Annotated in this window: 5 protein-coding genes and 1 pseudogene; 4 read left to right on the top strand and 2 right to left on the bottom strand. The window is 71.7% G+C overall.

Annotated features, from left to right (window positions below):
* Both ACWF9Z_RS33425 and ACWF9Z_RS33420 read left to right on the top strand, forming a co-directional pair.
* Positions 1-3,252: pseudogene (locus tag ACWF9Z_RS33425) on the top strand (DUF6531 domain-containing protein); the annotation flags it as partial.
* 323 nt (positions 3,253-3,575) lie between these two features.
* Positions 3,576-4,067, top strand: coding sequence for a hypothetical protein (locus ACWF9Z_RS33420; protein WP_453608775.1), 492 nt, complete (start codon positions 3,576-3,578; stop codon positions 4,065-4,067).
* 162 nt (positions 4,068-4,229) lie between these two features.
* Here the strand turns inward: ACWF9Z_RS33420 and ACWF9Z_RS33415 are convergent, their stop codons facing one another.
* A complete protein-coding gene (locus ACWF9Z_RS33415) occupies positions 4,230-5,876 on the bottom strand; it encodes a M4 family metallopeptidase (protein ID WP_453608772.1) in 1,647 nt (548 codons plus the stop codon).
* Between the two features lie 1,043 nt (positions 5,877-6,919).
* Between ACWF9Z_RS33415 and ACWF9Z_RS33410 the strand changes: the two genes are divergently transcribed.
* Together ACWF9Z_RS33410 and ACWF9Z_RS33405 are read left to right on the top strand one after the other, a co-directional pair.
* Entirely contained in the window at positions 6,920-7,966 is a 1,047-nt protein-coding gene (locus tag ACWF9Z_RS33410; RefSeq protein ID WP_453608769.1) for a M4 family metallopeptidase, read from the top strand.
* A 377-nt stretch (positions 7,967-8,343) separates the two neighbouring features.
* Positions 8,344-10,167, top strand: coding sequence for an FAD-dependent oxidoreductase (locus ACWF9Z_RS33405; RefSeq protein ID WP_453608778.1), 1,824 nt, complete (start codon positions 8,344-8,346; stop codon positions 10,165-10,167).
* A 57-nt stretch (positions 10,168-10,224) separates the two neighbouring features.
* Here the strand turns inward: ACWF9Z_RS33405 and ACWF9Z_RS33400 are convergent, their stop codons facing one another.
* Positions 10,225-12,183 (bottom strand): CASTOR/POLLUX-related putative ion channel, encoded by a 1,959-nt coding sequence (locus tag ACWF9Z_RS33400; RefSeq protein WP_453608766.1) that lies wholly within the window; start codon positions 12,181-12,183, stop codon positions 10,225-10,227.
* Positions 12,184-12,448 lie beyond the last annotated feature (265 nt).

Below are 12,448 nucleotides of genomic sequence, written 5' to 3'. Positions count from 1 at the left end.
GACGAGTTCATGAAGGACCCGTCCGAGGGCCTGGGCAAGATGCTTCCGGAGCTCATCGGTTCCAAGGGCCTGGGCTCGCTGAAGAAGGCCGGCTCCGCCGCCAAGCACCTCGACGACCTGGACGACTTCAAGGGGCCGGGCCGCAAGAAGACGGATTCGGACGGACCGGAGGAGCCTGCACGGTGCGGGGCCGACAAGGTCTGCGACGGCGACCCGGTCGACGTGGCCACCGGCCGGATGATCCTGCCGCAGACCGACCTGGCGCTGCCGGGATCGCTGCCCCTGGTGTTCGAGCGCACCTTCGAGTCCTCGTACCGGGCCGGGCGTTGGTTCGGCCACGCCTGGGCGTCCACGGTCGACCAGCGTCTGGAGATCGACGCCGAAGGCATCGTCTTCGTGCGTGAGGACGGGGGCTTGCAGCTCTACCCGCACCCGGCTCCCGGCATTCCCGTGCTGCCCAGCCACGGGCGGCGCTGGCCGCTGGAACGGGATCCGGACGGACAGGGATACACCGTCACCGACGTGGACCAGGGCTGCCTGCGACGGTTCGCCGTCCACGACGGGACGCTCGCGCTTCTGGAGGAGGTCGGCGACCGCAACGGCAACAGCCTGACCTTCGAGTACGACACGGAGGGCACCCCGCTCGGGATCACCCACAGCGGTGGCTACCGCGTCCGCTTCGAGACGGCCGAGGGGCGCATCACCGCCCTCTCGCTCGCCGACGGCCCGCGCGTCCTCACGTACGGCTACGAAAACGGCCACCTCACCGAGGTCGTCAACTCCTCGGGGACGCCGCTGAGGTTCGGTTACGACGGCGACGGCCGGATCACCTCCTGGACCGACACCAACGGCCACCGGTTCGGGTACGTCTACGACGAACTGGACCGCTGCGTCGCCCAGTCGGGCACCCATGGCCACATGAACACGCGGTTCGTCTACGAAGACGGCGCGACGACCGTCACGGATGCCCGCGGCCACCACCGCCGCTACGAGGTCAACACCCGTTCCCAGGTCGTGGCGGACATCGACGCCCTCGGCGCCGCCACCCGCTTCACCTTCGACCGCTTCAACCAGCTGCTGACCCACACGGACCCGCTCGGCAACGTCACCTCCTGCGAGTACGACGAGCTCGGCCGGCTGTTGAAGCTGACCCGCCCCGACGGCCGGTCGACGACGGCGGAGTACGACGCCCTGGGACTGCCGGTACGGATCGTCCGCCCCGACGGCGCGGTGGTCCGCCAGACCTTCGACGAGAGGGGCAACCGCACCTCGGAGACCGCCCCGGGCGGCGCCGTCACCCGCTTCGGCCACGACGGCCGCGGCCACGTCGTCTCCCTCACCGACGCCCTCGGCAACACCACCGCCTTCCGCTGCGACGCGGCGGGCCGCCCCGTCCGGATCACCGATCCGCTGGGCGCGATCACCCGGTACACGTACGACGCTTTCGGCCGGCCGGCCACGGTGACCGGACCGCTCGGCGGGACGACCGGACTGGAGTGGACCACCGAGGGACGGCTGACTCGCCGGGTGGACCCGGACGGCGGGGAACTCCGCTGGACCTACGACGGCGAGGGAAACCTGCTCAGCCACACCGACGCGGCCGGCGGCACCACGTCGTACGAGTACGGGGACTTCGACCTGCTCCGCGCCCGCACCGATCCGGACGGCGCCCGGCACCAATTCACCCACTATCCGGACCTCAGGCTGAAGCAGGTCACCAACCCCCGTGGGCTGACCTGGTCCTACGTCTACGACCACGCCGGCCGGCTGATCTCCGAGACGGACTTCGACGGCCGGACGCTCACCCGCTCCTACGATGCGGCGGGCCGCCTGCTCAGCCGGACCAACGGCCTCGGACAGACCGTGGGCTTCGAGCGCAACGTCCTGGGGCAGGTCGTCCGAAAGGACGCGGCCGGACTGGTCACCCGTTACGAGTACGACCCCAGCGACGAGCTGGCCCAGGCAGTCGGGCCGGACGCCACCCTCACCTGGCTGCGAGACCGGGGCGGGCAGCTCCGGTCGGAGACCGTGAACGGCCGTGAGCTCCGCTTCGAACACGACACGCTGGGGCGCCGGATCCGCCGTACGACGCCGACCGGTGCCGTCAGCACCTGGACCTACGATGCGGCCGGCCGCCGCAGCCGGCTCTCCGCGTCCGGACGGGGGCTCGGCTTCGACCGCGATGCCGTCGGCCGCGAATCCGCCCGTACCTTTGGGGCGGTGACACTCACCAGCACGTGGGACGTCACCGGACGCCTCACCGCACAGCAGGTCGCGGCTGACGGGCGGACCGTCCGGCGGCGGGGCTACCGCTACCGCTCCGACGGCAGCCTCACCGGTGTCGACGCGGCAGACGGCGCCCCCTCCCTCGGCTTCGGTCTGGACCCGGCGGGGAGGGTCACGGCAGTCGACGGCGCGGGATGGACCGAGCGCTACGCCTACGACGCGGCGGGCAACCTCGCCTCCGCCCACTGGCCCGTGTTCCAGGCGGGCGCGGACGCGGAGGCGGCCACGGGAGAACGCGCGTACACGGGCAACCGGATCACGGACGCGGGCGGTGTCCACTACGAGCACGACGGGCAGGGGCGGGTGGTCCTGCGCTCGCGCAAGAGGCTGTCGCGCAAGCCCGACGCCTGGCGCTACACCTGGGACGCGGAGGACCGGCTGACCCAGGTGGTCACCCCCGACGGGACGACCTGGCGGTACGCGTACGACCCGCTGGGCCGCCGGCTGTCCAAGCAGCGGCTCTCCACCGACGGCGCGGTCGCCGAGGAGGTCCTCTTCACCTGGGACGGCACCACGCTCTGCGAACAGACCACCCGCACTCCGGACCTGCCCCACCGCGTGGTCCTGACCTGGGACCACGCGGGCCTGCACCCGCTCACCCAGACCGAGCGCGTCCTCGACGCCGCCGACCGCGAGGTGGACAGCCGCTTCTTCGGCATCGTCACCGACCTGATCGGCACGCCCACCGAGCTCGTCGACGAGCAGGGGACGCTCGCCTGGCACACCCGCTCCACCTTGTGGGGCAACACCAGCTGGAACAGGGATGCCACGGCGTACACGCCGCTCCGGTTCCCCGGACAGTACTTCGACCCGGAAACCGGCCTGCACTACAACCTCCACCGGCACTACGACCCCGAGACCGCCCGCTACCTGAGCGTGGATCCCCTCGGCCTCGACCCGGCACCGAACCCGGCGGCGTACGTGGACAACCCGCACCTGTGGGCGGATCCCCTCGGACTCAAGCCGTGCAAGGTCCGCGTGTCGCCCGTGGCTTCCGACTGGGCGACCAAGGGCGCTCACCTGCACGTCGGTCCGGACGAGGTCCGGATCCATGTGAACAAGGACGGGGAGCTGGTGGGCGAGCCCATCCGGCTGAAGGCCACCGGCTGGGCCAGTGACAAGAGCGTCAGGACCGCGGTCGAGGCAGTGGAGAACGATCCCAAACTGAGGGCCGATCTGCTGGCCAAGGCCAAAGCGGCCCAGCAGCACATGGAAGATCACAACTGGGGCAACACGCAGAATCGCAAGGACGAGATGCAGGCCCTCATCGACAAGCTGGAGAATTGGCCGTGACCGGATCCGAGTTCATTGCACGGCTGCTGGCCACCGGAGAGTTTCACGGGCTGCGCCCAGGTGCTCCTCTGGACGAGGCCGACCGTGCGATCGGCGTCGGCTTCATCGCCGAGGAGGACGATGCCGGTCGGTCACTGCGGCGGGACTACGGCCTCGTGGAGCTGTACTTTTCGGGCGGTCCGGACTGGGTCCTGACCAGCGGATCACTGGAACTGCACCGGATTCCCGGCGATCCGGACGTCGCCGGGGAGTGGCGTGGGGCGATGGGTGTCGGCTTCGCGCCCTACACGGAGTGGGACGAGGTGCTCCGGGCCCTCGCAGCGGCCGCCCCGGGCCTCGGCGCGGCCATGGACCGTACCGATCAGGGTGGTTTCCTGGAGTACCGCAATCCGCTCACCAAGGTGTCCGTGATGGTCGTGGAAGGGGAGGACGAACGGGACGACTGGCCGGGCCACGGGGACGTCTGGAGCGTCAGCTGGAGCCGCTGAACCGATCGGCCCGGCCCGGCCCTGCCGGGACCGTCGAGAAACCCCGTTCGGCCTTCGCCGGAGGCTCACCTGCGGCCCTCCGCTCCCGGCCGACGGCGGTGGGCACACGCACGGACCGGCAGGGCCCCGGAGGGCCCTGCCGGTGCGCCGGGTGCTGCCGGGTCAGTTCACGTTGACGCCGGACCAGGCCGAGGCGACGGCCTGGTACTCGGCCGACGTCGATCCGTACAGGTCGCCGGCCGCCTTGAGGGTGGCCGTGCGGGCGCCCTGGTAGTCGGTGGTGGAGGTCATGTAGACGGTGAGCGCCCGGTACCAGACCTGGAGGGCCTTGTCGCGGCCGATGCCGGTGACGGCGGCGCCGTTGGAGGTGGGGCTGTTGTAGGCGACACCGTTGATGGTCTTGGCGCCGCTGCCCTCGGACAGCAGGTAGAAGAAGTGGTTGGCGACGCCCGAGGAGTAGTGGACGTTGAGGTTGCCGACGGTGGAGGACCAGGAGTCGGCGGAGCTGCCGTCCTTGGAGGGCTTGTCCATGTACCGCAGCGGGGTGCCGTTGCCGTTGAGGTCGATCAGTTCACCGATGAGGTAGTCGCCCTTGTCCGAGGACAGGTTGGCGTAGAACTCCACGGCGGTTCCGAAGATGTCGGAGGTGGCTTCGTTCAGGCCGCCGGACTCGCCCGAGTAGTTCAGCCCGGCGGTGTTCGCCGTGACGCCGTGGCTCATCTCGTGGCCGGAGACGTCCAGTTCGGTCAGCGGGTGGGTGTTGCTCGCACCGTCGCCGTACGTCATGCAGAAGCAGGAGTCGTTCCAGAACGCGTTCACGTAGTTGCGGCCGTAGTGGACCCGGCTGGAGGCGCCGACGCCGTCGTTGCGGATGCCGTTGCGGCTGAAGGTGTTCTTGTAGAAGTCCCAGGTGGCCGCCGCGCCGAACTGGGCGTCGACCGCGGCGGACTGGCCGTTGGAAACGGTGCCGTCGCCCCAGGCGTTGTCGGCGTCGGTGTAGAGGGTCCCGTTGCCGCTGGTCTTGTTGGAGAGGCCGACGGTGTACTGGCCGCCGCGCGTGGCGTCCTTCAACTGGTAGGTGGAGCCGGTGAAGGTGGTGGTCAGCGGCACGGAGCCGACGAACACGCCCTTGCCGGTTCCGGCGGCGTTGGCGGTCTGGACCCCCTCCCGGGTGGAGAGGACCTCACCGCTGGTGGCGTCGGTGACGACGCGCTGGCTGCTGGGGGTGCCGTCGGCGCGCATGCCCTCGACGAGGGTCTCGTAGGCGAGGCGCGGGGTGCCGGAGGCGGCCCAGACGACGAGGCGGGCGGCTCCGGTCCGGTCGACCGAGGTGAGGGCCGGCTCGTCGGCGTCCTTGGCGATGCCGACGGTGGCCTTCACGGCGCCGGTCGCCTTGGCGGAGGCCTGGTCCGCCGAGAGCTTCGGGGTGAGCGAGGCGGGAGCGATGTCCGCCTTCGCGGCCTTGTCCACCGACTTCACGGATCCCCGGGAGTCCTGGTGGACTATCAGGTCTCCGCCGAGTACGGGGAGGCCGTTGTACGTCCGCTCGTAGCGCACGTGACGGTTGCCGTCCGTGTCGGTCACGACGTCCTTCGCGACCAGCTTCTCCGTGGCGCCCAGTCCCAGTGCGCGGGCCGTGGCGGGGGCCTCGTTGCCGGCTTGGGCGAGCCGGGCGGCGTGCTCCTGGGCGGGGACGGGCGCGGGAGCGGGCAGGGGGGCGGCCAGTGCGGTCCCGGCGCCGGCCTGGATGGCACAGGCGAGCAGGGCCGAGGCAGAGAGAACGGCTCCGGCGGCGAGCTTTCGCTTCACGTGTTTCCTTCCGATCCGACCGCGTGTGCGCGGTCGCACCTCGTTCCGGGGCACCGGGTAAGTGCCTGCGGGGGGCGGAACGGGTGCTGGCGTGCTGCTCCGTGGGGTCGAGCGACACCTGCCGGAGGGGATGGCCGGCGGCGACCTGCGGAACTGACGGAAGCATGACAATCACCTTGATCGAATGAACAGGCCCGCCAGGGAATTGGCGCGCCCCCGCCATGGCGAGCCAGGCCGATCCCCTGGGGGATGACGCCGGGAGATGCGAGCAAATCCGGGTGAATCGGTCGGCGTGAAGGGTGTTGACGGGTGGAGGGGAGGGGGTGATTCGGAGAATTCGGGGCCAACTCCGGCGCGGGGGCGGATGTGGCGTGCGTGTCACGGACATGTGAACGTCCCGTGAGCCCGGTTCGGAGGTGGCGGGAACGCGCCACTCCGGATGGTTGCCCGCAGGTCCGCGGGTCTGTAGTGCGGGGTGAAGGACCGGTGGAACGGGGCCGTCCACGGCAAAGCCTCCACGGCGCGGTGGGTGCCGTGGAGGCTTGTGGGATGGCCGGGGTGGCTGGGGTGGTTGGGGGCGGGCTGGTGAGGTGCGGACGTCAGGAGGTTCGGCCCCGGGTGCCTTCCAGGCCTTGGCGCGCTCCTCGTGGACGACGCGCCAGCCGTCGCGGCACAGGGCCATGGTGAGGTCGGTGTCCTCGGCGAGCGTGGTGTCGCTGACGCCGCCCACGCCGGGGACGCTCGGCACGCACTCGGCGAGGTCGAACCAGCACGCCGGGGCTCCCCGTCACGTCCTCGCCCCCGGCGTCGTCCTCGGCCTCGCCGTACCGCTCCGCATTCTGCACCGGGTCATGATGCGGTACGCCCCGCCCGGACCCTCAGGGTGTCCGCGGCGGACGGGGGCGAGCGAGCGCTCCGCGGCGCCGGGACAGCGAACCGGGTGCGTACGGGCCCTGGCCAAGACGGGCGGCGGTGCGCAAGGATCACGCCGCATCGCGCCGGCATCCCGTCCCGCGCACCACATCCCGACCTGGAGGATGTTCATGGATCGCCGCACACCCCGCGGCCTCACCGCCGCGGCCACCGTCACCGTGGCCCTGTTCGCACTGGCCGGACCGGCCACGGCCTCGGTTCCCTCCGCCCCCGCGGCGTTGCCCCAGGCCCGGGTCTTCATGGTCAACCCCGTCCAGTCCTCGGGCGTTCAGACGCTCACCGACGCCAAGGACGCCGCGGCCGCCGTGCCGTCCTCCGCCTACGCCGTGGTCGCGCTGCGCAACCTGGACGCCACCGGCGGACTGTCAGGGAAGTGGGCCTACGTCCGATCGGACACGGGCGCCTCGGCGAACGTCGCCGACGCCGGCGCCTTCACCCGGGCCGATGACCAGTTCGAGCAGGTCATGGCCTACTTCTGGGTCAACGAGGCGCAGGAGTACCTGCAGGGCCTGGGCTTCGGAAGCGAGCTGCCCGGGGCCAACGACCGGGCCCAGCCCGTACGCATCAACCAGTGGGGCGCCGACAACTCCTTCTTCAGCGACAAGAAGTCGGAGATCCGGTTCGGCAAGGGCGGAGTCGACGACGCCGAGGACGGCGAGGTGATCGTCCACGAATACGGGCACGCGGTGCACAACGCCCAGGTGCCCGGCTTCGGCACCTCCCCGGAGGCCGGCGCGATAGGCGAGGCCTTCGGCGACTACCTGGCCGTCGAGGTCGGCTCCTCCGCGGACGCCGCCTACGGGTGGCCGCGCAAGACGGACCTGGCCTGCGTCGCCGACTGGGACGCGGTCACGTACAGCTCGGCCCCGCACTGCCTTCGCCGTGTCGACGGGAACAAGGTCTACGCGGACCTGGAGGGCGAGGTCCACGCCGACGGCGAGATCTGGTCCCGCGCCCTCTTCGACATCCGGGGCGCACTGGGCGCGAGGACCGCCGACCGCATCATCGTCAACGCGCAGTTCGGTTTCGCGCCCGACACCAGCTTCCAGGACGCCGCACTGGCGACGATCGCCACCGCCCGGCGCATGTACGGCGCGAGTGCCGCGGATGCCGTGCGGCAGGCGTTCAAGGCCCGCCAGATCCCGGGAATCGAGTAGCGCCCGCGGGCGGTCGGAGCGCGGGCTCCGGCCGAGGCCCCGTGCCCGCGGGGCCCGGCCCCCGCGGGCACGTCCGGCGGTGGCGCGCACCGCGGTCCGCCGCGTGGTGAAACCGCCCCGTACGAAACTCAGTTCGTCAGCACGGGACGGCGCGTTACGCACGTCCGGGTGGTACTTGCCCGCGCGGGCCCGTTCCGGGCGATCGGGCCCGCGCGGGCGGCAAGAGTTGGCTCATGATCATGAACTCCGATACCAGCCCGGAAACCCCTGGCGCTCCCGGAACCCCCGGTGAGCTCGCGCCGGCGCCCTCCCGCCGGCCCTCCCGCCGTACCGTCATCGCCGGCGCGGCGGCCGTCGCGGGAGCCGGCGGGCTGGCCATGGCCGTCACCACCGCGGGGACCTCGCAGGCCGTCCCCGGCGCCGCGGTCGCCGACTGGGGCGCCTGCCTGACGATCGCCCGGGCCATCCTCGTCAGGGATGACGAGGACCAGCCGCTCGTACCGCGCTACGCCGACATCCTGCTGAAGAACGGCCTGCCCCGCTCGCGCCGCCCCGGCAAGAAGGTGCTGATCGTCGGGGCCGGGCCGGCCGGCCTCACCGCCGCCCACCTCCTGCGCGAGGCAGGCCACCAGGTCACCGTCATCGAGGCCAACGCCAACCGGGTGGGCGGCCGGATCAAGACCTTCCGCACCGGCGGCCACGAAAACGCCCCCCAGCCCTTCGCCGACCCGAAGCAGTACGCCGAGGCCGGCGCGATGCGCATCCCCGACAGCCACCCGCTGGTCACCGGGCTGATGGACAGCCTCGGCCTCAAGCGCCGGCGCTTCCACCTGGTCGACGTGGACGGAGCCGGCCGCCCCGCCTACCGGACGTGGATCCACGTCAACGGCATCCGCGTCCGCCGCGCCGACTACGCGCGCGCTCCCCAGACGGTCAACCGTTCCTTCGGCGTGCCGAAGGCGTACGAGTCCGTACCCGCCTCGCAGATCGTCCGCGACGCCTTCGCCCCCGTGCGCAAGGAGATCGAGGGCAAGAAGGACAAGGAACTCGTCGAGGGCTGGGCCAAGGTCATCCAGCGCTACGGCCACATGTCGATGTATCGCTTCCTGACGGAGGAGGCCACGCTCGACGAGCGGACCATCGACCTGATCGGAACCGTCGAGAACCTCACCTCGCGCCTGCACCTCGCCTTCGTGCACAGCTTCATCGGCGCCTCGCTGATCAGCCCCGACACCGCCTTCTACGAGCTGCCCGGCGGCACCGCCACCCTGGCCGACGCGCTGTACGCCCGCGTGAAGGACCTCGTACGGCTCGACCGCCGCGCCACCCGCATCACCCACGGCGAGGGCAAGGTCAGCGTCGAGACCGTCTCGGAGGGCCGCGGCGGCAGCGCCGTGCGGCGCGAGACCTTCACCGCCGACACCGCCATCATCACCGTCCCCTTCTCCGGGCTGCGCCACATCCCCGTCACCCCGGCGCTCTCGTACGGCAAGCGGCGCGCGGTCACCGAGCTGCACTACGACGCCGCGACCAAGGTCCTGCTCGAATTCAGCCGTCGCTGGTGGGAGTTCGACGAGGCCGACTGGAAGCGCGAGCTGGAGGCGGTGCAGCCCGGCCTGTACCGGAAGTACCAGACCGGGCAGACCCCGGCGAACGGAACCCTGCTGGGCGCGCACGACTCCGTACCCGGGGGCCACATCTCCACGGGCCAGCGCTCCCACTACGCCGCCAGCCGCGTGGTCACCCGCGACCAGCCCGAGGCGGCCGGAGTCATCGGCGGCGGCTCGGCCACCGACAACCCCAACCGCTTCATGTTCCAGCCCTCCCACCCCGTCGAAGGCAGCGCGGGCGGCGTCATCCTCGCCTCTTACAGCTGGTCGGACGACGCCCTGAAGTGGGACTCCCTGGACGACGAGGAGCGCTACCCGCGCGCACTCGCCGGGGTCCAGGAGGTGTTCGGGCAGCGCATCGAGGTGTTCTACACGGGCGTCGGCCGCACCCAGTCCTGGATGCGCGACCCGTACGCCTACGGCGAGGCGTCCGTACTGCTGCCCGGCCAGCACACCGAGCTCTTCCCCCACGTCCGCAAGGCCGAGGGCAACCTGCACTTCGCCGGGTGCCACACCTCCGTCAAGCCGGCCTGGATCGAGGGGGCCCTGGAATCGGCGGTGCGGACCGCCCTGGAGGTGCACACGGCGTAGCGGCCGCTCCACCGTCTCGGCTGCCCCGGGTCGGGCCGTCCGCCCCGGGTCGCGCCGTCAGCTCTCGGCGAGCACGATCAGCCAGTCCTCCTCGGAGAACCGGACCCGCTGCCGCTTGTCGGGGTTGATCCGCACCCCGTGGTCGGGGCCCGTGGCGCTCCGCGCGCGCAGCCGGTAGCCGACCGCGCATTCCCGGCGCCGCCGCGCCGACTCGACGGCGGTGGCGAACGAGACCTCATGACCGGCCCGGACGTAGTCCGCGGCCGGCTTGAGGTGGAACTCGTGGCCCTCCGCCGTGAACAACTCCTCGAAGACCTCGGCGAGATACGGGCTCTCCGAGATCTGGGTCAGCAGAAGGCTGATCAGCCTGCCGCTCACGATGAAGTCGGCGCCGTCCCGGGCCGGCGCGAGGAGCCGGTTGCCGTCGTCGGACATCTCGGTGGTGAGCGCGAGTTCCCGCTGCGCGGCGTCCCCGATGGCCCGCAGGTGCAGCAGGGCGACGAGCGTCCTGTCGTCCGCCCGCGCCTCCGGATCCGTCACCGCGGCGAGGGACGCGACGGGCGTCTGCGCGGCCTCGGGCTCCGTCTCACCGAGCACGATCACGCCGTCGTACGAGGGTACGTCCAGCTTGGCCAGGGTGAGCGGGTCGGTGATGTCGCCGTCCTGGAAGGAGACTTCGAGGCAGGACCCGGCCGTGATGGCGCCCGCGCCGGGCGCGGCCGCGTACGCGCCGAGCGATACGACGTCCAGGGTGGTTCCCGGGCTCACGTACTGGTCGAGCTGCTCGATGACCAGCGGCGCGCGGCGGTTCCAGCCGAGCAGGAGAAGGCGTTCGGCCTGGGCGGCCCGGGGTCCGGCCGACACGATCGCGGCCTCCTCGACATGGCAGGCCACGTCCGCCCGCACGGCCGTGTCGTCGTCCCGGGAGATGACGACGATCCGGTCGGCCGGGCCGATCGCCGTCCCCGGATGCGGATTGAGGGTGACGCTCCCGTCGGCGTGCAGCAGGCCGACCGCCGAGGACGTGGCGAACGACAGCAGCACCTCGCCGAACGTCCGTCCCGCGAGGTCCCCGGCGGCGACCGGGTAGAACTCGTCGCCCTCGAAGTCCAGCAACTCCGAGTAGACGAGCGAGAGGCCGGGCTGCCGGGCCGTCTGAACGAGGAGCCGGGCGACGATGTCGTCGACGCACAGGACGTGTCCCGTGGGCCCGGCCGCCAGCCTGGCGGTCCCGTGGTGGTGGGAGTCGCGGACGGCGGCGACCACCACCACGGCTTCCCGCTCCCCGGCCTTGGAGGCGGAGGCGGAGGTGGAGACGGCCGCGTCGAGGGCGAGCAGGGTCTTCACCACCTGGGCGTCACCCGTGGTCCCGGTCGGGGGCAGCACCAGCACCGCCTTCGCGGTGCGCGGACTCACCCGGCACAGCTCGGTGGGGTCGGTGGTGCTCCCGTTGCGGCAGATGATCCGTGTCCTGCCACGGTCGCCAACGCGCGTGGAGATCTCTTCCTCCATCGCCACCTTGTCCTGCGGGGCGAGCACCGCGATGGCGGACCGGCGCTGGTTCGCGTGGGCGGTCACCAGCTCCCCGATCACGGGAAAGACCTGGTCCGACCACCCCAGCACGACGGTGTGGCCCGTCTCCAGCACGGTGGAGTGCCCGAGCCGCAGCGACATGATGCGCCGGTTGATGCCCGTGGTGATCAGACTGACCAGGGTCGACACGAAGAGCAGCGCCACGAGCGCGAGGGACACGGAGGCCAGCACGTAGAGCGGGGAGCCGACGGCACCTCCGATCTTCAGCGTCTGGCCGACGCTGACCCACACGGCGGTGAGCCGGCCGGACAGGGTGGCCGGAGCGGCCCGGTCGGCCCAGACGAGGACCGTGCTCGCCGGGACGACGACGGCGAGGCAGGCCAGGGCGAGCCAGCCGATGAGCGCGGTCGTTCCCCCCGAGACCAGATGATCGAAGCGGTACCGCAGGCGGAGCCGCAGTGACGTCGTGTGCTGCTGCGCCACGCAAGCTCCCGTACATGAGTCGACGCGCCGTTCGGAGCGGCTGCCCGCCACTCCGGGAGCCACCCTAGGCAGATCTACGCGACCGCCCCCGGGAACCGCACCGGCCTCACTCAGAGGTATGAACGCGTCGTGCCGGGGACTCCTGCCGACGGCGCGGCGCGGGGGGGGGGGGGGCCCCCGGCCGCGGGGGGGGCCCGGGGGGGGCGGGGGGGCCGGGGCGGGGGGGTTGGGTGTATAAAAAAGGACCGGGCCCCCGCTAAAGGGG

The sequence above is a fragment of the Streptomyces sp. NPDC054961 genome (assembly GCF_053609145.1).
This window is presented reverse-complemented; position numbering and strand designations above follow the sequence as displayed.